Here is a 22,959-nt window from a genome sequence, read left to right on the forward strand (position 1 = left end):
CGCCGCGCGACCTACTTCGAGGCGTTACGGCGACGCGAGGCCTCTTTGGCGCGCTCGTTCGCATCGAGCGAGACCTTGCGGATGCGAATCGCCTCGGGGGTCACCTCGACGCACTCGTCTTCGCGGGCGAACTCGAGGCACTCCTCAAGGGTGAGCTCACGGCTCGGGGTCATCGACTCAAAGGTGTCAGCGGTCGCCGAACGCATGTTCGTGAGCTTCTTCTCTTTGGTGATGTTGACGTCCATGTCTTCGGCGCGCGAGTTCTCACCGATGACCATGCCCTCGTAGACCTCTTCGGTGGGCTTGACGAAGAACGACATGCGCTCCTGCAGGTTGGTGATCGCGAAGGGTGTCACGACACCGGCGCGGTCGGCGATGATCGAACCGTTGACACGGGTCGAGATCGGACCGGCCCAAGGCTCGTACTCGGCGGCCAGCGTGTTGGCGATGCCGGTGCCCTTGGTCTCGGTCAGGAACTGCGTGCGGAAGCCGATCAGGCCTCGCGACGGCACGATGAACTCCATGCGCACCCAGCCGCTGCCGTGGTTGCTCATGCTCTCCATACGACCCTTGCGTGCGGCCAGCAGCTGCGTGACGGCACCGAGGAACTCTTCAGGCACATCGACGGTCAGCTGCTCGGTCGGCTCGTAGGTCTTGCCGTCAATCTCTTTGGTGACCACCTGCGGCTTGCCCGCGGTGAGTTCGTACCCCTCACGACGCATCTCTTCGATGAGGATGGCCAGTGCGAGCTCGCCTCGGCCCTGCACCTCCCAGGTGTCGGGGCGGTCGGTCGGCAGCACCTTGATCGACACGTTGCCGATGAGTTCGCGCTCGAGACGCTCTTTGACCAGGCGAGCGGTGACTTTGGCACCCTTGACGCGACCGGCCAGCGGCGACGTGTTGATGCCGATCGTCATCGAGATCGCGGGGTCGTCGACGATGATCGGAGGCAGCGGGCGGGGATCCTCAGGATCGGTCACGGTCTCACCGATGGTGATGTCGGGGATGCCGGCGATGGCGACGATCTCGCCGGGGCCGGCGCTCTCACCGGGAACACGGGTCAGGGCCTTCGTCTTGAGCAGCTCGGTGATCTTCACGTTCTCTTGCGAGCCGTCGGTGCGGATCAGTGCAGCCTGCTGCCCCTTCGTGAGGGTGCCGCTGAAGATGCGCAGCAGTGCGAGACGCCCGAGGAACGGTGATGCGTCGAGGTTGGTGACGTGCGCCTGCAGCGGAGCCTCATCGTCATACTTCGGGGCCGGCACGTGCTTCATGATGGCCTCGAACAGTGGCTCGAGGTTGTCGCTGTCGGGCAGCTCGCCGTCGACAGGACGGTTCCAGCTCGCGCGACCGGCGCGCCCGGATGCGTAGATGACCGGCACGTCGAGCAGTGCGTCTTCGTCGAGATCCGGGACTTCGTCTTCGAGGTCGCCGGCGAGGCTCAGCAGCAGATCCTGGCTCTCTTCGACGACCTCGCCGATGCGAGCGTCGGGACGGTCTGTCTTGTTCACGACGAGAATGACGGGCAGACGCGCGGCCAGCGCCTTGCGCAGCACGAAACGCGTCTGGGGCAGCGGACCTTCAGAAGCGTCCACCAGCAGCACGACCCCGTCGACCATGCTCAGGCCGCGCTCGACCTCGCCGCCGAAGTCGGCGTGCCCGGGGGTGTCGATCACGTTGATCGTGATGTCTTTGCCCTCGCTGGCCGGGCCGTTGTAGAAGATCGTGGTGTTCTTCGCGAGAATGGTGATGCCCTTCTCACGCTCGAGGTCGTTCGAGTCCATGACGCGGTCTTCGACCTCGGCATGCGCATCGAACGAGTTCGTCTGGCGGAGCATCGCATCGACCAGTGTGGTCTTGCCGTGGTCGACGTGTGCCACGATTGCGACGTTGCGAAGATCCTCGCGTGAAACTAGGGCCATCAGGTTCATCCTCAAAATGTGTGTGCCAGGTCGGGCACGGAACAGACGGCGGTCGGCAACCGCCGGGGCTCCATCGAGACGAAACGAGGAGCCAATCCATCTTAGTTCACGCACGTGAACATGGCGAACACGATTCTGACGAAGCAGAAGCTCCGTGCATCACACCCGGTATTCTGTGCCCTGTATGTCTACCGAACCCACCACCCCCACCGCCCCGAAGACGGCAGCGTCCTGGCGCGATCTCTTCGCCTCACCGAGCCGGGCAGCCGTCATCGTGCTCGCCAGCGGCATCGCCCTGTACGGCACCAACGTCTACCTGACCGCGAGTCTGCTGCCGAGCGCCGTGGCCGACATCGGCGGCCACGAGCTCTACGCGTGGGTGTCGACCGCATTTCTGCTGCCCTCGGTGGTCGCCTCGCTCTTCGTCGGCCGGGCCCTGGCCGGCTGGGGCGCACGCCGCGCATACCTCGTCGCGTTTCTCGGTTTCAGCGCCGGCCTGGTGCTCAGCATGATCGCGCCGAACATGCCGGTGTTCCTGGCGGGCCGATTCGTGCAGGGCTGCGCCGGCGGTCTGCTGACCGGTCTGGCCTATGCAGTCATGCGTGTGGCCCTCGCTCCCCGACTCTGGACGCGTGCGATCGCCCTGCTCTCAGCGATGTGGGGCGTCGGCAACTTCGTCGGCCCCGTGCTCGGAGGCCTCTTCGCCGAGTTCGGCATCTGGCGAGGGGCGTTCGTCCCGCTGGCGATCGGAGCCCTCGCCGCCGCCGGGCTGGCCGTGCGCACGCTGCCGCGCACGACGTCCAGCGTGCAGATCGAACGCGTGCCTGTCGTCTCGCTCACCCTGCTCACCGCGGTCACCGCCGCCCTGTCGCTGACCGTCGTCTTCACCGAGACCGCCAAGGTGCTCACGCTGCTCGCCATCGCCACAGCACTCGCCGTCGCATTCGTGCTGGTCGAGCGCAACGGGGCACGCACTCTGCTGCCGCACAGCGTCTACCGGGGCAGGTCACCGCTGCGCTGGATCTATGTTGTGATCGCCGCACTCGCCGCCGCGTCGGCGATCGAGGCGTTCGTGCCGCTCTTCGGGCAGGAGCTCGCCGGGATGTCTCCGTTCGTCGCCGGCTTTCTGGGCGCGATGATCTCTTGGGGCTGGACGTTCGGCGGCATTCTGACTTCTGGGGCCGTGTCAGACGGCCGGGTCGCAACCCTGCGCGTCGGCGGGCCGCTGCTGCTCGCGGCCGGTCTGGCCGGCTACGCTCTGGTGCAGCCCGCGGATGCCGGCCTCGGCACGGTCGTGCTGTGGTTCGCCGCGTTGTTCGTCGCGGGCGTGGGCATCGGATCATCGTTCGGGCACACGGCGGCTGCGGCGCTGCGCAGCACGGACGACCCGGTGGAGTCGCAGAAGGCCTCAGCCGGAGTGAACACCGTGCAGCTGCTGGCGAACACGGTCGGCTCTGCCCTCTCGGGTCTGCTGGTGAATCTCGGCGGTCCGACGATTCCCGGCAGCGCTCGCTCGCTGACGCTCTTCTTCGCGGCATTCGCAGCCGTCGGCGCCGTCGCAGCCTGGCTCGCAGTGCGACAGATGATGCCAGGCTCGCGACGCGAGGTCAGACGCTAGTCCGGCACGGCTCAGCCGATCGCTCAGGCGATTCCTGCGCTATCAGCAGAAGGTCAGCTCCACACCTGACGCCGCTGCGGCATCGGATGCTGCCCTCGACGCGCCTCGGTCATCAGAGGTGCGGCCTCGACCCCACGCGCCTCAATCAGCTCGCAGGGCCCGACGGTGCGACTCCACCGATCTGCGAAGCGCTTCGCGGTCTCGGCACGCCGACCGATCTCTTTCGGCACCGCAAGCAGCGTCGAGGCGGGCAGCAGACGATCGAGCAGGGCGAGCGGGCCATCCGTCAGAACGCTGGCCAGCGTGACCGGCCCACGGTCGATGCGCAGCAGGAAACGCGGGCGTTCGACCGGGCCGAACAGTTCGCTGACGGCATCCATGATGAGACGGCGGTCAGTCTCAGAGCCGCCGTTGACACCCAGTGCCCACGAGAGAGGCCGCCTCTTCTCGTCGCGAATGGGCGCCACCGTCAGGTTGGCACGGCCGAAGCGCTCGGTGGTGCCCTCGTCGGCGAAGGTGTCTGCTATCGACTGCATGGCGCCGAGGTAGACCTGCTCTGGACGCGCTCGATACCGAATGCGTCGCGCCACATCGAGCGTCGGCGGCCAGAGCACCACGATGCAGCCCACGAAGTACACGAGCGCAGCGATGAGGCTGCCCGCAGACAGGCCGAAGCTGAAGAGCGTTCGCAGCATGAGCACGGCGAACAGTGACGCGACGGCCCAGAGCACCGCGGTGAGGCCGAGCAGCGTCGGCTCGTGCAGATTCGCGACGGAGCGCCCGTCGCCGAGAACGGCGGCCTGGCCCTCTTGATCGGCATACGGTTCGCCGACGCCCCAGCGCTTCCAGGTCGTGGGCCGCGGTTCGAGGGCGGCAAGGCTGCGCGCGGTGAGCTTCGCCGCCGGCTCGCGGCTGACACTGATCGAGGCTGTGCCGCCGGTTTCGCCGCCCTGCCCCAGCCTGGCGCGGAGCCGCGCGATCTGCTCGCTTGTGAGCGCAGGTGCGAGACCGGTGACGATCTCACGCTCGCTCTCGAGATCGACGCCCCAGAGGTGTTCGTGTTTGCGGCGCAGCCGGCTGAGCTCTGAGCTGCCGTCGAGCTTCGAACGTGCCGGCAGCAGGCAGGTGACCGTCCAGTTGTGGGCGACCTTGCCCGGCCACGTCGGGTCGAGCCGAAGCGTTCGCCCGCGCAGCTGCTGCGTCGCCGCCGAGGTCGCGGTCGCAGTGAGATCGATGAGCGTGTTCATCGCGGGGCAGTCCCAGCCTTCGCCGAGCAGGCCGCGGGTGCCCACGAGCACACGCACGCGCCCCTCGGTGACCAGACGGTTGAGCCCCGCGATAATGGTGGCCGCGCTGGCATCGGTGACGATGTCGACGACGGATGCGTCAGCCATTCCCGTCTGCGGCGTCGCGCTGGTCGTTCCGACGGATTCGCCCCCGCCTCGCACTGTGCAGGTCGCCCCGCACAGCTGTGACAGTGCGGTCGCCAGGCGCTCGGCCTGGTCGGCTCGCACGCGCAGGTGTTGACCGGTCACGAGCACCGGGTGCAGCTCGGCGATGGCCGGGTCTGCCGCGATGGTGTCGAAGGCGCGCAGTGCGCCGCTCTGCGCCGAAACCGCCGACGCCGCTGTCGGCCCGGCTGCGGCACCGCGCAGGCGCGCTCCGCCCGAGATTTCCGCGGCATGCCGCTGCGAACGCGAGTTCCCGTGCGTCGCGAAGTCGGTGACCACGACGGCGCGCACGAGCTCGCCGTCGTGGCGCAGCTCCTCGTGCAGGATGTCGACGGCGGCCTGATCTTTGGCCGCAGACATGGCCAGCACCTGCTCGACGGTATCTCGGCCGCGACGCAGCCCACGATCGGTCAGCCGCCAGCCCAAGTCGGCGAGCACGCGTCGCATCCGCCGCCACTCGCCTACGCGCGCGGGGTCGATCAGCAGCCGCTGCAGCGCGTACCTCGCGAGCACGGTGAAACGGTCTTCAGCGGTCGGAGCAGCGGTCGAGCCGGCGGGCAGACGGCCCACCAGCGGATGCCTCGGGTCGAGATCGGCGAGCATCACGGCCGCCGCGTGGGCGAGATCGAAGTCGGTGTCGAACGCCCGTGCAAGGGCGGCGTCTCTGGCGGCCTGACTGTCGAGAGCAGACGGTCGGGAGGCTGCGAGGGACGCGCCTGGGGCATCCTCAGAATCGGGCGACATGGCAGCAGACGACTCAGACGCGGGCGGCTGCAGCACCGAGATCAGCCAGTCGTGCCCGTCTGCCGCGCCAAGTGTGTCGGTGATCAGCTGCTGCAGCTCGTCGTCGTGGCGCCGCAGAAAGCGCTGCTCATCGGCAGTCGGCTCGGTGAACCACACGATGTCGCGCGACGGTGCGAGATTGCCCTCGCGGATCACCGCCGGGGTCGGCACCTCGTAGTCGACCTCGCCGAGCAGCTGTGCGTAGTTCGCATAGTGCGGATCTTCGCTCGAGGGCAGCGTCGCGGTGAGTCCGATGAGCAGCGGGGTGTCGCCGGTGGCGCGGATGCGCGCGACGAGGCACCGAATGACCAGCGCCCAGTGGTCGAGCAGGTGATGGCATTCGTCAAGGATGATCGTGCGCACGCCGTGGGCGACGAGCCGGTCGATCAGCGCGACCGCGTTAGGGTGCAGTGCGCGTTCGATCGTGGCGGGGTCGTCTGCGATCTCGGACTTGCGGGCCCGAGCTGCGCGGCGGCGCACTCCTGCACGCCAGGCCTGAGGGTTGCTCTGCTCGAGGGCAGAGAGCCAGGCGCGGGCATCGTGCTCGGTGCGTCCGCCTTCGACGAGCTCGTTCACCCACAGCTCAGCCGCGACGTCGTCGAATGGCTTCGAGTCGGCGACGGTGCTGACCATCTGATAGGTCAGGGCCGTGAGGTCGCCGAGATGCTGCGGATCTTCGGAGACCGCGGTCTCTGATCGGGGCGCGAAGGCGCTGAGACGATCGGGAGGTGCTGAGGCCGCAGGGTCGAGCGAGGCAGCCTTCTGTGGCGTGCTGGCCGCCAGCCCGCTCGCCGTTCTCGCCCACTGCTGGCGGATGGTCACCGTCGGCGCGAGCACGACGGCACGCCGGCCGTCACGCATGGCCAGCAGCATTCCCACCAGAGTCTTGCCCGAGCCCGGCGGTGCGACGATGTGCAGACTCTCGTGGCCGGCGAACTCGATGCGCTGCAGAATGTCGCGCTGATAGGTGCGCAGCGTGCCGCTGAAATGCCAGGCGTTCAGCGGATGCGGTGAATCGGCGCCCGCTCCTCTGAAAGGTTCTGCGGCTGCAGACGACGGTTCGTTCTGCGGTGATGCGACAGAGGCTCGCTTGGTCGCGGGCCTCTTCTTCTTTCGTCTTTCCACAGCTGCCGCACCTCAGGCAGCAGTTGCCGCGCTCACCAGACCGATGACGCCGCCGACTGCGCTGACTGCGGCGAGAGTCAAGGCGATCGCGATGAGAATCTGGTGCACCCGCAGAAAGCTCGTGGCCTTGCCGTTCTCGTCCCGAGCGCGCTTGTCCTGCGTCACACGGCGCAGAAACTGCGGCCAGACGATCACGTTGAAGAAGGCGTTGACGAGCAAGACCACTGAGATGAAGATGAGCATGGCGCCAGCATAGTTCGGTGTGTGTTGATGCTCCATCGAGATTGCAGAAATGCCGAGTTGCAGCTGGGCGGTTTCCCCGAACACGCCGTGCACACAGCCCTAGACTCATGAGATGACGACTGAGACCGCTCATGAGACGGCCGGCACGCCCGATAGGTGGCCAGAGACCGCCGAGGCGCTGATGCGGTCGCGTTTCGAGGCGTTCCGTCACAAGGATGCCGCCTGGCTGCTCGCCTCGTGGCACCCGCGCGCGAGGCCGGCTGAGCTTCGATTCGATCCTGAGATTCGGTGGCGGGGGCTGCAGATCGTCGACACCGTCGCGGGTGGGCCGGACGATGCCGAGGGAATCGTGGAGTTTCGCGCCACCTATGTTGCCGGCGGGCAGAGCGGCGTTCAACACGAACGCTCGCGCTTCGTGCGCGACGAAGGCCACTGGGTCTACCTCGACGGCGACGTGACTGAGTGACCCAGTCCAGTGGTGCCTCAGCCGAGGGGCAGACGGGCCGCGACGTCGTCGAGAAAGTCGTCTACTGCATCCTGCGCATAGCCGGGCTGAAAACGCACGATCGGAAACCGCACGCTGCGCAGGCGATCAGACGACATCGTCGCCGTCGTCTCCTCGCCTCTTTCGATCTGCTGCAGATATGCGGCGACCTCGTCGAGAAAGTCGTCGACTGCGGCCTGCGCGTAGCCCGGTTTGAACCTCGTCAAGCGAAAGCGCACGCTGAGCACCTCTGGCGAGGTCAGTCTGCCGGTGCCGGGCTGAGATCCTGCAGATGCATACGGCATTTGTGCCTCCTGAATCGTTGATGGAGCGACGGCCGCCGCTGCGCCTCAGTCTAGGGTTCGCTGCTGACATGCCGGGTGGGTCGACCGACTGATCGCGAGACACAGCGATCGGGTATTCCTGCGAACGGTTGCCGGACGGTTCGCGCACGGTGCCGTTGGACAGCACGCGAAAGCCGTGCAGCTCGTCGCGTTCACGACGGGCGAAGCGGGCCTCGACTGTGAACAAAGACATTCCTTCTTTACACGTTCTCGCGCTCGCATTCTTCTCAGCAGGGCCTGATGCACGTCTGTGAGAATGGCTCCATGCCCCAGATCATCTACTACGCAGCCTCAACACTCAACGGATTTCTCGCTACAGCCGACGACTCGCTCAACTGGCTGCTCGAAGTGCCGCAAGAAGACGCATTCGGCGCAGCAGACGTTCTCAAGGAGCGTCTGGGAGTGCTCGTCGAAGGCTCCACCACCTATGAGTGGATACTCCGCGAAGGTGGCCTGCTGGAGCATCCGGAACGCTGGCAGGAGTTCTACGGCCAACACCCGACCTACGTGTTCACGTCACGTGATCTGCCGCTCGTTCCCGGCGCTGACATCCGCCTGATCTCAGGCGAGGTCGAACAGCACATCGCGGCGATCTCCGAGGCCGCAGGCGATCGCGACATCTGGGTGGTGGGCGGTGGCGAGCTGGCGGGTCAGTTCGCCGACGCCGGGGCCCTCGACGAGATCATCGTCACCATCGCGCCGGCAACGCTGGCACAGGGCAAGCCGTTTCTGCCGCGAACGCTGAGCTGGCGCGAACTCGAGCTCACGGGCACTCGCCAGATCGGACGGTTCGCGGAGCTCAAGTATGCGGTGCGGCGGGAGGGCGGCGGGTCTGATGCGAGCACAGACGAGGCGGCATCGGTCGATCAGGCGGGCCGACTCTGGGCGAGGCACAGCTGACATCGTTTCTGCACCGTCAGACTCCGCTGCGAGGTGAGCGTCAAATCGGCTCACCGGTGATGAGAGCCGCATCGCCCAATGCCGGTTTCACTACGAGTAGTGACTCGTGCCGCGTCGTTCAGCCGGCATCCGCCAAAACGCAGAGAATCCGCCCGCGCGACCGAAGTCGTACGGGCGGATTCTTGCGCTGCGCAGCGGGCTGCTGCAGAGCAGGACGCCGCAGAACTGCTGGCTTTACTTCCAGTTCTTCTTCACCGATGTGCCGCCGATACCGGCGTTGAAGGTGTTCGTCGGGTCGAGCTCTTTGAAGTGCTCCACCATCGACTCGGGCATGTGATACAGGCGCCCGTAGTTGTGCTCGGCCGGCAGCTTCGCACCGCGAGCCTCGAGCAGCTCCTGAATCTGGTCGTGCAGCTTCTCGGTGTCGACGCCCTTCTTGGCGACGTAGTCCTGGTGCATCACGTGGCAGAAGAAGTGACCGTAGTATGCGGTGACCTCCAGCTGATCGGCGATCTCTTTGGGCAGCACCTCGAGCCAGTCCCAGTCGTCGCGACGCAGGGCCACGTCGATCGGAATCAGGCCCGAGATGTGCTTGCGCTTCATGTTCGCGTAGCGGGTCGCAGCGCTGGCCGCACCGAAGCGGTTCAGCGAAGCGCTCTTCTCTTCGTCTGCCGTGCAGACGAAGAAGTCGCCCTGGTGCTCGGGCTCGGCGAAGAACGCCTTGAGCATCTTCTCGCTCTCGGCTTTCTGATCGGCGCTCACAGTGACCAGCAGGTGGTGCTCGAAGCGGTTGCGGTACTCCATCAGACGCTTCGGCAGCTGGTTCGGCAGCAGGTCGAACGCAACCTGCGACACCGTGTCGGCGAAGGTCGGGCCGATGCCCGGAATCTTGCCGAACACGCCGTTTGCCCACGTCTTGAACGAGAACATCTTGGTCTGCAGACCGGCGCTCATGAACTTCAGGAACACATAGGTGTCTTTGCCGTACTTCTCGGCCAGGTCGAAGGCGCTGCGGCCCATGTACTCACCTGAGATGGGCAGCGGCATGTCGGCCTCGAGGAACATGCGGCGAATCTCTTCGAGCTCATGAGTGCTGTTCGTGCCGATGTAGAACATGGTGGGGTTCACTTCGAGCGGGAAGGTGCGCGTGCGCACGGCGAAGACCATGAGCTTGCCGGCCGAGCCCGAGGCCTCGAAGAGGTATTCGGGGTTGGCGTTGTAACGGGCGGGGGTCGGCTCGATCTTGCGCAGGTGCTCGGCGTACTCGGTCTCGCTGCTGTCTGCGGGCGCCGGGGTGACGTCTGCGGCCGACCAGTCGCCGCGCTGCAGGCGGTCGAGAGCGACCTCTGGGTCGTCGCCGAGCGAGATGCCGAGGTGGTTGACCAGCTCGACCTTGCCCTGCTCGTTCACACGGGCGAAGATCGCCTCGCGTGTGAACGCCGGGCCCTTGCGAATCTGGCTGCCGCCCGAGTTGTTCGAGATGCCGCCGATGACCGAGGCGCCGATGGATGTCGACCCGATCACCGAGTGCGGCTCGCGGTTGTGCTTGGCGAGCTCTTCGGTCAGGTGCGTCAGCGGGGTGCCGGCGAGCGAGATTGCCTCGCGGGCGTCGTTGATGAGGTGCACCTCGTTGATGCGGTGGGTCGAGATGACGACGATCGGGCGATCGTAGGGCTGGAAGCCCGGGCCCGAGCCACCGGTCAGGCCGGTGTTCGAGGCCTGCGGAATGACGATGAAGTTGTTGTCGACGCAGACCTGCAGCGCCTTCCACATCTGAACCAGCGTGGTCGGCCGCAGCACTGCGAAGATGGGGCCGCCGCCGAAGCGGTAGCCCTTGCTGAACGGCATCGTGGCGCGCTCTGACGTCAGCACATTCTCGGCGCCGACAATGCTCTTGAAGGCACCGATCGCCTGATGCTCTGCGCCCGTTGTCTCTTGAGAGGGAGTCATCTCAGTTCTTTCTGTCGATAGTTGCTCCCGCATCGCGTTTTCGACGCGCCATTGCAGGGGAGTGTTGCCGTGCATCGTGGTACGGCCACTAGCAATCTTCCGGTGCTGAGCATGGGCTGTCAAGCAGGTGCAACGGACGTCAGGGCACTCTCTCTGCCTTGTGGCCAGACCATATGCGGGCAGCGCTGTATTTCTGTGAGATACATGTTGTATGCAAGTTCGCGCGTGTCGCGCGACCCGTCGGCCGCCCTCTGCACCCCGCGAGCCCTCACGAAGCCCCGTCACACGACGAGGCGCAGCTGACGAGCTCCGAGGCCGACGCGAACCTCCTGGCCCCAGCTCGCCGTGAGACGATCGCCCTCCATGCCGTCGCCGAAGACGATGAGCCGGTCTGATTCGACGGTGACCACCAGCTCGGTTTCACCCTCGCGGCCGCCGCCGGTGCCGACGGCCCCGCCGAGCATCCCCTCGACAAGGTTCACTGCAGTCGTCGGCGACGGCCACGCCTCACGCACGAACCAGGCCAGACGCTCATCAGTCGGCGCGGGCAGGCGTCGGCCACCGCGATCATGGGCGATCGATGCGCACCACCCGGTGGCTCCGGTGCCGGTGCCGACGATGAGCCCCGAAGACGACTGCCGCTCGCAGCGCTCCCCGACCTGCAGGCTATACCTGGCCGACTGATGCGACGGGTGCCCCACGAACACCTCGTTCAGAGCACAGAGGCGCTGACCGTCGTCGAGCTGCGCCTCGACAGTGGTGAGCGCAGAGATCTCGGCCGATTCCGGCGACTGCAGCAGTCTCAGAGCCTCGTCAGCCGAGTGCCGCACCAACACACCTGCATTGACACCTGGCTCCGGATCGACACCGATCACCAACTGGCCGTCCAGGTATTTCGCCACGTTCGCGACGAGACCGTCCTGCCCCACGACGACTGCGACGTCCTCAGGAGCCATCAGAAAGCGGCTGAGATCCTCACGCTCGACCTCGGCGAGCGCCCACCCGTCGGGCAGCCCGCCTGCGACGGCCGCGCGCGCTGCAGCAGCCGCATCGTGGCGGCGCTGCACCTCTGCGAGCGTGCGGCCGCGGGTGCGCAGAAAGAACTCGGCCTGCCCACGGGTTCCGTGGCGATCGAGCAGGTCGTCGAGCTCGGTTCGCCGGTAGACCACCACGGCCCTGCTGCGCATGGCGCTCACCGCCTTCCGGTGAAAGCGCTCAGCACATCGGTGAGCAGATCGGGCGTGATCGTCAGGCTGTCGATCTTCGGCAGAGAGCCAGAGCCGACGAGTTCGCGCAGCGCCAGCGCCATCAGCGTCTGCCGATCGACGTCGCGGTACGCGGCGAGTCTGGCGGTCTCGCGCTCGGCCTCGGCAGCGCCTACGACACTCACCTCCTGCGCTCGGGATGCCGCGTCGATCTCGCGTCGTTCAGACGCCGCTCGAGTCTCGACGAGCGCGGCGGCCGACGCCTCTTCGGCCTGCCGACGTGCATTGGCGCCTTCCTGCACCACCAGTTGTTCGCGTCTGCTGGCCAGCTCGATGCTGCTGGCCAGCTCGTTCTCTGAGATCGCCCGCTCACGCTCGACGGCGAGGGCCCGCCGTTCGTAGGTCGCGCGATCGGCTTCGGCCTGCAGCTGCTCGCGCACCGGCGTCTGCAAGGCCACCTCGACGTCGGCCTCGGGTCGAATCGCCAGCACGTGCACACCGAGCACCGCGAGACCCGTGCGCTGCAGCCGCGTGTCAGCCCGCAGGCCGTCGGCCAGTGCGGCGCGCACCTCACCGATGCCGATGCGCAGGGCGTTCTGCAGCGACATCGTCGCGAGGTGGTCGACGGCGATGCTGCGCGCGACCTGGCCCACGATCGTGGTGACCTGCTGCAGTCCAGTCGAGGTGGCATCGGCCTTGACCGGAAAGATGCCGAAATCGAGGCGCTGCGACACGGTGACCGGGTCGACGAAGCCGAAGGTCACATTGGCCTGCACGGTGACGTCCTGGTGATCAGCGGTGATGGCGTGAAACATGAGCGGCAGCTCTTGGTCGTCCGAGGGCACCTCGCTGAGCACCGAGGTCACCGGTGAGAACCAGAAGGCCTGCCCGACGCCTTCGTGAGCGAGCTGCCCCTTGCGCAGGTGCACGACGTAGCCGGTCGACGTGCCGAGAAAGCGGCGGATGCCGGGAAGCGTCTTGATGGTCGCCATGATGTGCTCCTTCGTCGCGGTTATTTATGTCATTCTGACGATAACGACATCGCGAGATACTGTCAAGGTGACGATAACTGCTATGCTGTGGGTATGTTCGCCAAGGAGAACCCACGCCAGCGGGCAATGAGCAGACCTCGTCATGATGCTGATGCCGTGGCCAGCGAACACGCTGGAACACGAGCCGATTCTTGTGGTGGCGCTGGCTCAGCGGTGATACCTCGCACTGCAGCCGACATCGCCGTCACGGTGGATGTCGTGGCGCTGACCGTGCGCAACCAACGTCTGCAGGTGCTGCTGGTCGAACGCATGCTCGACCCGTTTCGAGGATGCTGGGCGCTGCCTGGAGGCTTCGTGCTCGCCGACGAATCTCTTGAAGACGCCGCGCGACGTGAGCTCGAGGAAGAGACCGGCGTGCAGCCGGGCCTGCTGCCGGGTCAGAAGCGAGACGACGGCGCACAGGCGAGCCTGAGCCTGATTCCGCACAAGAGCGCTGCGATGGGCGGCCACCTCGAACAGCTGCGCACATATGGCCCACTGCACCGCGACCCACGCGGGCCGGTGCTGTCAGTCGCCTACCTCGCGCTGGCACCCGCGTTCGACGTGCCGAGCGCCGGCGGCGATGCCGCTGAAGTCGCGTGGCACGATGTCGCGAAGGTGCTGGGAGACAAGGCCGCTCAACCTGCGCAGGCATCGGCGCGCACAGCATCGCAGACGCCTGTGTCGACGCAGAGATTCACCCCTTCCCAGCCCCAGTTGGCTTTCGACCACGCGCAGATTCTCGCCGACGGGGTCGAACGTGCGAGAGCGAAGATCGAATACTCCCCCTTGGCGACGGCCTTCTGCCCGCCCGAGTTCACAATCGCCGAGCTGCGCGAGGTGTACGAGGCCGTCTGGGGCGCGCCGATCGACGCTCGCAACTTTCATCGCAAGGCGGTCGGAACGCCCGGTTTTCTCGAGGCGACCGGTTCGTCACGGGCACAGGCGGTCGGCCGCCCGGCCGCCCTCTATCGTCGGGCACCCGGCACCGATGTCACAGATGGAGTGCTGAATCCGCCGCTGATGCGCTCACGCTAGTTCTCACGGGCGATCCCGCTGACGGTCAACCGCCGCACCGGTCAAGAGATGATTCCGAAGCACCGAGGTTCCCCTCCAACAGCCTTCGAACACAGCTCTCCCACATGAACCGCAAAGGAACTCTCCATGCCGGGTCCGTAGCGTCATGTGCATGATGACACGAAAAAGCACCGACGAGTCCACCGCCCGCCGCTCTTGGTATCGCAAGATCACCGGATGTGCCATCGCGGTCACCCTGGTATCTGGCCTGACCTTGGCCGGGTGCACCGCTGCCACCACGTCGAGCGAGACCTCAGCCGCAACGACCCCGGTCGAGACCACGACCACCGAGACAAGCACCACCAGCGCCGCCACCTCGACCACAGCCGAGACGATCAGCTCGACCGCCGCCGCGGCTGAGGCATTCCTCGCGACGCTGTCTGACGAGCAACGCGAGACCGTTCTCCACGACTACGACGACGAGACGAAGTCGACGTCATGGTCGAACTTCCCGGTCACCTTCGTGCAACGCGCGGGCGTGAATCTCAGCGACCTGACCGATGAGCAGCGGACGGCAGCGCTTGCCGTGCTCCAGTCGCTGCTGAGCGACGAGGCGTACAAGACCGCAGTCGGCATCATGGGCGGTGACGAATACCTCCATGAGAACAGCAGCAGCACCGAGCAGTCGCTGGGGCAGTATTACATCGCGTTCTTCGGCGACCCCTCAGACACCGCGGCATGGGCGGTGCAGTTCGGCGGCCATCACCTCGGCATCAACGCCGATCTCAACGGCGGTGCCCACACCGTCACATTCGCTCCGACGCATCTCGGCGTGCAGCCCGCCGTCTACACGAACGCCAGCGGAGAGCAGGTGCAGCCCTTCGACGGCATCTACACCGACGCATTCGCGTTCTTCGACAGTCTCACCAGCGAGCAGCAGACGACATTGACCTCAGGAGATGTGACCTTCTGCGCACCCGGTGACACCTGCGACTTCACGTCAGGATCAGGCCTGACCGGCGCCGACCTGACCGATGATCAGAAGCAGCTGCTGTTGGGCCTCATCGCGAACTGGGCCGGTATGGCCGACGACGAGACCAACGCGGCCGCTCTGGCGAAGATCGAAGCCACTCTCGATACGACCGTGATCGCGTGGCGCGGCGAAACGACCTACGACATGAGCAAGGGCAACGGCATCTCCTTCTCGATCTCGGGACCGAACGTGTACGTCGCGCTGGAAGCCCAGCCCGGATCTGCGGGTGCTGACGTCGATGGGGTGACCACCTCGGGATGGGGCCACGTGCACAGCATCTACCGAGACCCGACGAACGACTACGCGAACAGCGTCACGCAGCAGAAGGCGTCGAACACGATGGGCGGCGGAGCGCCCCGCGGTGCGGGCCCTGCCTGACGGCTCGGGCCGCCGGCCCCGAGAATCCGGCTGAGAGTGCAGGGCTTGCGACGCGCCACACGTCTCGACTACCGTGGCACCAGCATCTCTGCGGCACACGGCCGCGGTGAGAAGAGATCAAGCGCAAAGGCGACACGTTGAGGGCACTCGGTTCCAGCATCCATCGCTGACCGACCCTGCGCCGCCTGTGGTCCCGTCTCGTGTCAGCATCCTCTGACATTCTGGAGACCCCTTTTGCCCACCTCTCGCTCCCCTCGTCCCGCCACGCCTGCATCCGCCATCGCACTCACTGCACGACGTGAGCTTCGCCTGGCCAGACGGCCGCGACCTCCTCACGCACGTGACAGCCGCGTTCCCGCCCGGCCGCACCGGCCTCATCGGTGACAACGGCGCCGGCAAGTCGACCGCACTCGCGCTGCTCGCCGGCCGCCTGCAGCCGACGGATGGCCGAATCACTCGTTCGGGCACCGTCGCGTGTCTGCCCCAGCGGTTCGACCCCGGCCAGACCGTCGCCGAGCTGCTCGGTGTGCGCGCGGTGCTCGATGCGATCGCTGCGGTGGAGCGCGGCGGTGTCGCCCCCGGGCTCTTCGAGCGCATCGGCGACGACTGGGATGTCGAGGCGCGGGCGATCGCAGCCCTCGCAGCGGTCGGCGTCGATTTGACGTCGGCGACGACCACGGCATCCGACGACGACACGTTCACGCCCGACCACTGCAGCGACGACCACGACCAGAGCATCCTCGATCGCACCGTCGGCACACTCTCAGGCGGCGAGACGATGCTCGCGGCCATCGTCGGAATGCAGCTCGCGGTGCAGCGCTCCCGCGCTGACGTCGCACTGCTCGACGAGCCCACGAACGATCTCGACGCCGACGCCCGCGAACAGGTCTACCGTCTGATCGGAGGCCCACGTCGCCAATGAGCAGCAGGCCGCCGAGCAGGCCCTTCGGTCGGCCGAGCAGACGCTGAGGGCCGAGCGTCGACAGCGCACTCAGGCTGAGCAGCGCATCGCGCATTCCGAGCGGCGGGGTCGCAAAGACGCCGCCAACCGCAAGTTCGTCAAAGCCGTGATCAACGACCGGCGCAACTCGGCAGAGAAGGCGCAGGCCGCCCGTCGTGGCACGCTCGACGATCGGGTGAATACCGCCCAGCGCGCCGTCGACGCCGCCGAGTCGCGGGTGCGCGACGACGAACACATCGTGATCGAGCTGCCCGATCCCGATGTTCAGGTGGGACGCCGCATCGCATGCCTGACCGGTGCCGACGGGCGCGAGTTCGTGGTGCAGGGCCCGGAGCGTGTCGCCCTCACCGGATCGAACGGCGTCGGCAAGTCGACGCTGCTGCGCACGATGCTCGCGGGTCGGACTGAGGAGGGCGAGGCGAAGCCGCACGTTGACGGGGCGAAGGCGGCGCACGGCGAGCTCTTCGTCGACCACGTCGGCTATCTCTCGCAGCAGCTCGCCGCCCTGCACGACGACGAGAGCGTGACGCAGAACGTGGCGCGCTTCGCATCGGGCCTGGACGATCGCGAGTTACGCAATCAGCTTGCGCGTCTGCTGCTTCGCGGTCGCATGGTGGATGCTCCGCTCGCCTCGCTCTCCGGCGGCGAGCGTTTTCGTGTGGCACTGGCGCAGGTGCTGCTGGCCACTCCCGCGGTGCAGGTGCTCGTGCTCGATGAGCCGACGAACAGCCTGGACATCGCGAGTGTCGACCGGCTGGTCGAGGCACTCGACGCGTATCGCGGTGCGGTGATCGTGGTGAGCCACGATCGGGCGTTTCTCGAACGCCTGCACCTCGATGTGGAGCTGCTGCTCGACGCCGCGGGACTGCTGACCCGACGCTGATGGGCGAGTCAGGGGTCGAGTGCCGGCGCGGCCGTCACAGTTGCCTCATCATTCGCCCGCTGCCTTGCTCGATACTCGGCGAGGAGCGTCGTACTGCGCGCAGCAACCGTCGTGGCACTCAGCATCCGCTTCGTCTGCGGCCAGCGCGTTCGCCGCCGCTGATGCACAGCAGCCGTCACCACGCCACGCCTCGACGCCCTCGCGAAATGCGAACGCGGCGATGGCCAGAGCGGCGACCGAATCAGCCCAGCCCCAGTCCAACAGGCTGTTCAGCAGCAGGCCGACCAGTACCGCTGCAGAGAGATACGTGCAGATGAGGGTCTGCTTCGAGTCGGCCACAGCAGAAGCAGAGCCGAGTTCACGGCCGGTGCGCCGTTCGAACCAGCTCAGCACGGGCATCACAACGAGGCTGAGGCCTGCAATGACGATGCCAACCTGCGAGTGCTCCGGCTGCTGCACGCCGAACAGCGTCAAGAGCGCATCTGTCGCGACGTAGAGGGCCAACCCGAAGAATGAGAGCGCGATGACACGCAGGGCCGTACGTTCCCGACGCTCTGGGGTCGGCGAGGCGAACTGCCAGGCGATCGCAGCCGCGGAGAGTACCTCTACGACCGAATCAAGACCGAACCCGATCAGCGCGGCCGACGAAGCCGCATGGCCGGCGAGCAGCGAGACCGTCGCCTCAACGATGTTCCAGACGATTGTGATGGCGACGATGATTCTGATGCGTCTGCGCAGAACCACAGAACGTTCCCAGGTGAGAAGCGTCGTCACAGCGCCCTCGCACATTCGTCGATACAGGGCACACCCTCGTCGACCGCCAGAGTGACGTCGACCAGAGCGTCCAAGGCAGTTGTGAGATTCGGGTCGGCTATCTCGTAGCGGGTGCGTCGACCTTCTGGCTCGGCCACCACGATGCCACACCCGCGCAGGCAGGCCAGATGGTTCGAGACGTTTGTTCGGGTGAGGCCCAAATCGTGTGCCAGGTGAGCCGGATACCCCGGCTTCTGCATCAGCGACAGCAGGATGCGCGACCGGGCGGGATCGGCCATCGCACGCCCCAGGCGATTCATGACGTCGATTCGAGAAGCATAAGTCAGCATGCGCTGACCATACAGCTAAGGCTGACCAATCGCAATCTTGCTGCCGGTGTCTGCCCTCACCCCTCGCGCGCGAAGCGCTCAGCCCCTAGGCTGAGCGCATGACCGCCGCAGACGCCGAGGACGATCCAGACCGCAGTGACCACGATCTGCAGCAGCAGTTCGCTGCACTCATCGGTCAGTTCTCTGCCGAAGAGGCTCTGCAGCTGCTCAACGAGATCGATGCTCCGCAGCCCGAGAACGTCCTGTCTGAGCTGGCCGAACAGCGCCCGAGCCTGCGCCGACCGCGCCTCGCGCAGCCGGCGCTGCTGCGCATCCGCATTGATCTCGACCTCGACATCGACACCTCGCCCGACGAGACCGTTGCCAACGGGGCCAAGGGTGCCTCAGCAGCACAGACCCCACCGCATGAACGGCAGATCTGGCGCCGTCTCGACCTGCGCAGCGACCTCACGCTCGACCAGGTGCACCAGGTGCTGCAGGCCGCCTTCGCCTGGCAAGACACGCATCTGCACCGCTTCGCACTCGGCGGGTCTCCCCTCGACCAGGGTGTCGAGCCCTTCATCTGCGAGTACGACATCGAAGAGGGCGACGTCGAGGGCACGCCCGAATCCTCGGTGCACCTCGATGAGGCCCTGCAGCAGCCCGGCGACCGGCTGTTCTACCTCTACGACTACGGCGACTGCTGGCAGGTGACGCTGCGCCTCGAGCGCGTCATCGAGCTCGAGGGTGCGTCGGGCACTTCGACTGCGGATTCCCCTGCCGCCACCTGCGTCGACGGCCGCCGGGCGGCCCCGCTCGAGAACACGCGGGGGCTGGTCGCTGCGGGGGATCCGTCGGCGTTCGCCGAGCGCGACCCTGACCGGTTCTCGGCCGCCGAGGTCAACGCGTCGATCGAGCTCTTGGCCGCTCGGCAGCTCGAACACGTGAGCGAAGCGGTGCGGCGGCTCGTCAGACTGGCACCGGCGTCGATCGCCGAAGAGACTCTGCGTCGCGCACAGGTCGTCGACGGCCTGCTGCGAGCGCGCGCGGGCGCGGCGGGCGAACGCGGGGCATCCGCCGACACCCCTCAGCGCGACCCCCTGCTCGCCGAGGCGTTCGCCCCGATCATGGCTGTGCTCGACCACGTCGGCGACGACGGCGCCGAACTCACCGCGGCCGGGCGCCTGCGCCCGCACCTCGTGTCGGCCGTGGCGCAGCTGCTGCCATCGTGCGACGGCTGGCCGGGCAGCGCCACACGCGAGGATTCAACTCCGCCGGTCGCGAACCTGCGCGCACTGCTGCAGAGCATCGGCCTGCTCTACGTGCGCGGCGGGCGGCTTCGGCTGACGCGCGCCGGCCGCCGGGCTCGCACCGATGCGGCGGTCTTCGTCACCGCGCTGCGCACGCGGCTCGGCGCCGAGGCTCTGGACGATCCGCAGGAGTTCGTCCGGCTGCTGTACCTGCTGCACGTCGCCGCCGAGGGGCACAAGCCCGAGATGCGCCTGATCGCCGCCGAGATGACCGCGTTCGGCTGGCGCACCGCCAGCGGCGGCGGTGTCGCAGAGTCGGCGCTGTATGCCGACGTGAGCAGCTATGTCACCCTGTTCGCCAATCTCGGGGATGCTCACGAGGCACAAGATGAGAACCTCGCCTCGCGGGCGGAGCCGGTCGGATACAGCCGCATCTCTGCTGCGGCAGCAACGCTCGCGTCCGAGCTGCTGCGCGGGTGACTTCGGCACTGGGCGTTCAGCCACTGTTCGCGCTGGCACCGGGTAAGATGGGGGCTGACGCGCCGATCGAGATGCGGTCGGCAGCTTTTAGGAGTTTTCAGATGACTGAACAGTCTCAGCAGCCTGACCGCAACCTCGCGCTGGAGCTGGTGCGAGCCACTGAGGCCGCAGCGATCCGCGGGTCGGTGTGGGTCGGCCGTGGCCAGAAGAACGAGGCCGACGGGGCCGCTGTCAACGCCATGCGACAGTTTCTGCACACCGTCGCATTCGACGGCGTCGTGGTGATCGGCGAGGGTGAGAAAGACCGCGCTCCGATGCTCTTCAACGGCGAGCACGTGGGCGACGGCACCGGCGTTCAGGCCGACATCGCCGTCGACCCGATCGACGGCACCACGCAGACTGCTGCCGGCCGCCCCAACGCGGTGTCGATCATGGCCGTCGCCGACCGAGGCAGCATGCTCGACGCGTCAACGGTGTTCTACATGGACAAGATCGTGACCAGCTCGATCGGCGAAGGCGTCGTCTCGCTCGAGATGACCCCTGAAGAGAACATCCGCGAGCTGGCCAAGGCGCTCGGCAAGCCGGTCAGTGAGATGACCGTCATCGTGCTCGATCGCCCGCGCCACGAAGAGCTCATCGAGCGCATCCGCTCGGTCGGCGCCAAGACCAATCTCATTCTCGACGGCGACGTCGTCGGCGGCATCAATGCGGCAAGCCCCTGGGGCGACGCCGACATGCTGCTCGGCCGCGGCGGCAGCCCCGAAGGCGTGATCACCGCGGCGGCGATCAAGGCGTTCAAGGGCGTCATGCAGGGCCGTCTGGCTCCGAAGGATGACGCCGAGCGTCAGCGCGGCATCGACGCCGGGCTCGACATCGACAAGATCTACACCGACTCCGAGCTGGTCGCCAGCGACAACACCTACTTCGTCGGCACGGGTGTGACCGACGGCGTGCTGTTGAAGGGTGTGAAGGGGCCGCGCAACGGCTACATCCACACGCAGAGCATCGTGCTGCGCTCGAAGTCGGGCACCGTGCGCTGGATCGAGGCCGATCACCTCGCCTCGAAGTGGGCGTGATCGCTCGTCTCGATTGAGCCGGGCCGCCGAGCTGAATCGGTGTGAGCTCAGCGCAATGCAGCTCAACTCAACTCAACGCAGTGCGGCTGAGCGCAGCTGAAGAGTGACCCGATGGGGCCGCCGGATCGTTCGGCGGCCCCATCGCTGTATCACTCGGGCTTCATCAGGGTTGACAGCTGCTCCCCCATCGACGTCCTCGGGTCTTTCCGCCCCCGACACAGGCCATTCGTCGGCGCTGTGCCATCCGGGTGTCGCAGGTGAGGCGCGCAGGCAGGGCGAGGCTCCCGGCAGTGTGCGAATGCCGGGAGCCTCGCTTCGTCTCCGGAGTCGATTCGGCCCGCTACCCGCCGATCGGTGGGGTCGCGGGGCGTTCGGCCTCGGCAGCAGCGCGAGCGGCGGCCGGCAGCACCTCGGCGATGCGATCGATCACGCTCTGATCGTGTGCAGCCGAGACGAACCACGCCTCGAACGCCGACGGCGGCGCGGCGACTCCCCCGTCGAGCAGCGCGTGGAAGAACGGCGCATATCGCCACGTCTCACTCGCCTTGACCTCGTCGTAGTTCACCAGCGCTTCGTCGTGCTCGCCGAACGCAATCGAGAACAGCGACCCCGCACGCTGGATGCGATGCGCGACGCCCGCAGCATCCAGCGCCTCGGAGACTGCACCCTGCAGCGCCTCAGAGGCAGCGTTCACCCGCTCGTAGACCGAGGCGTTCGCCAGGCGCAGCGTGGCGAGCCCGCCCGCGATCGCCAGCGGATTGCCCGACAGCGTGCCCGCCTGGTACACCGGGCCGAGCGGGGCGAGCAGGTTCATGTACTTCTCGGCGCCGCCCACAGCCGCAATCGGCATGCCGCCGCCGATCACTTTGCCGAAGGTCATCAGGTCGGGCGCATACGGCTCGGCCGCATCGGCGTTCTCGAGCCCCCACCATCCGGCGTCACTCACGCGGAAGCCGGTCAGCACCTCATCGAGCGTCACCAGCGCACCATGCGCATGAGCGACCTCGATCAGCTCGGCGTTGAAGCCGGGCAGCGGCGGCACGATGCCCATGTTCGCCGCAGCGGCCTCGACGATCACGCCGGCGATCTCGTCACCGCGCTCGGCGAAGAGGGCGCGCACGGCCCCGATGTCGTTGTACGGCAGCACGATCGTCTGCGCGCTGACCGCCGCGGTCACGCCGGCAGAGGCGGGCAGGCCGAAGGTCGCGAGCCCCGACCCGGCATCCACCAGCAGCGAATCGCTGTGACCGTGGTACAGGCCGGCGAACTTCACGATCAGGTCGCGGCCGGTCGCTCCTCGCATCAGGCGAATGGCGGTCATGGTCGCCTCGGTGCCGGTCGACACGAAGCGCAGCCGCTCGACGGGGGCGACCCCGCCACGACGCACGCGCTGCGCGACGACCTCGGCCAGCTCGGCCTCGCCTTCGGTCGGAGCGCCGAACGACAGTCCCCGAGCTGCGGCAGCCTGAACCGCAGCGACGACCTCAGGCTGCGCGTGGCCGAGCAGCGCCGGCCCCCACGACCCGACCAGGTCGACGAACTCGTTGCCCTCGACGTCGCGCACATGCGCTCCCGACGCACTGGCGATGAAGTTGGGCACGCCGCCGACCGAGCCGAAGGCTCGCACCGGCGAGTCGACGCCGCCGGGAATGATGCGCTCGCTGCGCTCGAACAGCTCTGCGTTCGTGGTCATGTTGTGTGTCACCTCTCGATTGTGATGAAGTCGTTCGGGCGGATGCGCCATTC

General features: G+C 66.9%; 19 protein-coding genes. 9 read left to right on the forward strand and 10 right to left on the reverse strand.

The features are described from left to right. Positions 1 to 11 precede the first annotated feature (11 nt). The gene (gene typA, locus LRX77_RS09780) at positions 12 to 1,919 is read right to left on the reverse strand and encodes a translational GTPase TypA (RefSeq protein ID WP_231832718.1); all 1,908 of its coding nucleotides are present in this window, start codon (positions 1,917 to 1,919) and stop codon (positions 12 to 14) included. A gap of 184 nt (positions 1,920 to 2,103) precedes the next feature. On the opposite strand from typA, the gene LRX77_RS09785 reads away from it, so the two are divergent. Next, positions 2,104 to 3,537 carry an MFS transporter gene (locus LRX77_RS09785; RefSeq protein ID WP_231832719.1) on the forward strand — a complete coding sequence of 478 codons (1,434 nt, stop codon included), beginning with the start codon at positions 2,104 to 2,106 and terminating at the stop codon, positions 3,535 to 3,537. A gap of 53 nt (positions 3,538 to 3,590) precedes the next feature. Here LRX77_RS09785 and LRX77_RS09790 read toward each other — a convergent pair whose 3' ends face one another. Continuing rightward, complete coding sequence (locus LRX77_RS09790) at positions 3,591 to 6,896, reverse strand: DEAD/DEAH box helicase family protein (protein WP_231832720.1); 3,306 nt, start codon at positions 6,894 to 6,896, stop codon at positions 3,591 to 3,593. A 12-nt stretch (positions 6,897 to 6,908) separates the two neighbouring features. Beyond that, complete coding sequence (locus LRX77_RS09795; RefSeq protein ID WP_231832721.1) at positions 6,909 to 7,139, reverse strand: SCO4848 family membrane protein; 231 nt, start codon at positions 7,137 to 7,139, stop codon at positions 6,909 to 6,911. 112 nt (positions 7,140 to 7,251) lie between these two features. Between LRX77_RS09795 and LRX77_RS09800 the strand changes: the two genes are divergently transcribed. Next, on the forward strand, positions 7,252 to 7,605 hold the full coding sequence (locus LRX77_RS09800) for a YchJ family protein (RefSeq protein ID WP_231832722.1): 354 nt from the start codon (positions 7,252 to 7,254) through the stop codon (positions 7,603 to 7,605). Between the two features lie 17 nt (positions 7,606 to 7,622). Here LRX77_RS09800 and LRX77_RS09805 read toward each other — a convergent pair whose 3' ends face one another. Continuing rightward, positions 7,623 to 7,928, reverse strand: coding sequence for a DivIVA domain-containing protein (locus LRX77_RS09805; RefSeq protein ID WP_231832723.1), 306 nt, complete (start codon positions 7,926 to 7,928; stop codon positions 7,623 to 7,625). 303 nt (positions 7,929 to 8,231) lie between these two features. On the opposite strand from LRX77_RS09805, the gene LRX77_RS09810 reads away from it, so the two are divergent. Next, positions 8,232 to 8,867 carry a dihydrofolate reductase family protein gene (locus LRX77_RS09810; RefSeq protein WP_231832724.1) on the forward strand — a complete coding sequence of 212 codons (636 nt, stop codon included), beginning with the start codon at positions 8,232 to 8,234 and terminating at the stop codon, positions 8,865 to 8,867. Between the two features lie 234 nt (positions 8,868 to 9,101). On the opposite strand, the gene dld is transcribed toward LRX77_RS09810, so the two are convergent. The 3 genes from dld to LRX77_RS09825 all read right to left on the reverse strand — a co-directional run bounded on the left by dld (position 9,102) and on the right by LRX77_RS09825 (position 13,014). Continuing rightward, a complete protein-coding gene (dld, locus tag LRX77_RS09815) occupies positions 9,102 to 10,817 on the reverse strand; it encodes a D-lactate dehydrogenase (RefSeq protein WP_231832725.1) in 1,716 nt (571 codons plus the stop codon). A 281-nt stretch (positions 10,818 to 11,098) separates the two neighbouring features. Then, positions 11,099 to 12,004: a hypothetical protein gene (locus tag LRX77_RS09820; protein WP_231832726.1), complete on the reverse strand. Its 906-nt coding sequence runs from the start codon at positions 12,002 to 12,004 to the stop codon at positions 11,099 to 11,101. Between the two features lie 5 nt (positions 12,005 to 12,009). Then, positions 12,010 to 13,014: an SPFH domain-containing protein gene (locus LRX77_RS09825; RefSeq protein WP_231832727.1), complete on the reverse strand. Its 1,005-nt coding sequence runs from the start codon at positions 13,012 to 13,014 to the stop codon at positions 12,010 to 12,012. 213 nt (positions 13,015 to 13,227) lie between these two features. Here LRX77_RS09825 and LRX77_RS09830 point away from each other — a divergent pair, with 213 nt between their 5' ends. From LRX77_RS09830 to LRX77_RS10555, 4 genes are all read left to right on the forward strand, one after another. After that, a complete protein-coding gene (locus tag LRX77_RS09830; RefSeq protein WP_231832728.1) occupies positions 13,228 to 14,091 on the forward strand; it encodes an NUDIX domain-containing protein in 864 nt (287 codons plus the stop codon). A 151-nt stretch (positions 14,092 to 14,242) separates the two neighbouring features. After that, positions 14,243 to 15,481, forward strand: a complete 1,239-nt coding sequence (locus LRX77_RS09835) for a DUF3500 domain-containing protein (protein WP_231832729.1) — start codon at positions 14,243 to 14,245, stop codon at positions 15,479 to 15,481. Between the two features lie 298 nt (positions 15,482 to 15,779). Further along, on the forward strand, positions 15,780 to 16,403 hold the full coding sequence (locus LRX77_RS10550; RefSeq protein ID WP_331716161.1) for an ATP-binding cassette domain-containing protein: 624 nt from the start codon (positions 15,780 to 15,782) through the stop codon (positions 16,401 to 16,403). A 145-nt stretch (positions 16,404 to 16,548) separates the two neighbouring features. After that, the gene (locus tag LRX77_RS10555) at positions 16,549 to 17,325 is read left to right on the forward strand and encodes an ATP-binding cassette domain-containing protein (RefSeq protein WP_331716162.1); all 777 of its coding nucleotides are present in this window, start codon (positions 16,549 to 16,551) and stop codon (positions 17,323 to 17,325) included. Positions 17,326 to 17,373: 48 nt separating this feature from the next. Here the strand turns inward: LRX77_RS10555 and LRX77_RS09845 are convergent, their stop codons facing one another. Together LRX77_RS09845 and cmtR are read right to left on the reverse strand one after the other, a co-directional pair. Then, on the reverse strand, positions 17,374 to 18,114 hold the full coding sequence (locus LRX77_RS09845) for a cation transporter (RefSeq protein WP_231832730.1): 741 nt from the start codon (positions 18,112 to 18,114) through the stop codon (positions 17,374 to 17,376). Beyond that, entirely contained in the window at positions 18,096 to 18,428 is a 333-nt protein-coding gene (gene cmtR, locus LRX77_RS09850) for a Cd(II)/Pb(II)-sensing metalloregulatory transcriptional regulator CmtR (protein ID WP_231832731.1), read from the reverse strand. The genes LRX77_RS09845 and cmtR overlap by 19 nt, the downstream gene beginning before the upstream one ends. 98 nt (positions 18,429 to 18,526) lie before the next feature. Here cmtR and LRX77_RS09855 point away from each other — a divergent pair, with 98 nt between their 5' ends. Together LRX77_RS09855 and glpX are read left to right on the forward strand one after the other, a co-directional pair. Next, entirely contained in the window at positions 18,527 to 20,137 is a 1,611-nt protein-coding gene (locus LRX77_RS09855) for a plasmid pRiA4b ORF-3 family protein (RefSeq protein ID WP_231832732.1), read from the forward strand. Between the two features lie 101 nt (positions 20,138 to 20,238). Continuing rightward, the gene (glpX, locus tag LRX77_RS09860) at positions 20,239 to 21,213 is read left to right on the forward strand and encodes a class II fructose-bisphosphatase (RefSeq protein ID WP_192496746.1); all 975 of its coding nucleotides are present in this window, start codon (positions 20,239 to 20,241) and stop codon (positions 21,211 to 21,213) included. A 340-nt stretch (positions 21,214 to 21,553) separates the two neighbouring features. Here glpX and hemL read toward each other — a convergent pair whose 3' ends face one another. Beyond that, positions 21,554 to 22,906 (reverse strand): glutamate-1-semialdehyde 2,1-aminomutase, encoded by a 1,353-nt coding sequence (gene hemL / locus LRX77_RS09865; protein ID WP_231832733.1) that lies wholly within the window; start codon positions 22,904 to 22,906, stop codon positions 21,554 to 21,556. Between the last annotated feature and the right edge of the window lie 53 nt (positions 22,907 to 22,959).

It is taken from the genome of Pseudoclavibacter sp. 13-3 (assembly GCF_021168475.1).
Lineage (GTDB): Bacteria > Actinomycetota > Actinomycetes > Actinomycetales > Microbacteriaceae > Pseudoclavibacter_A.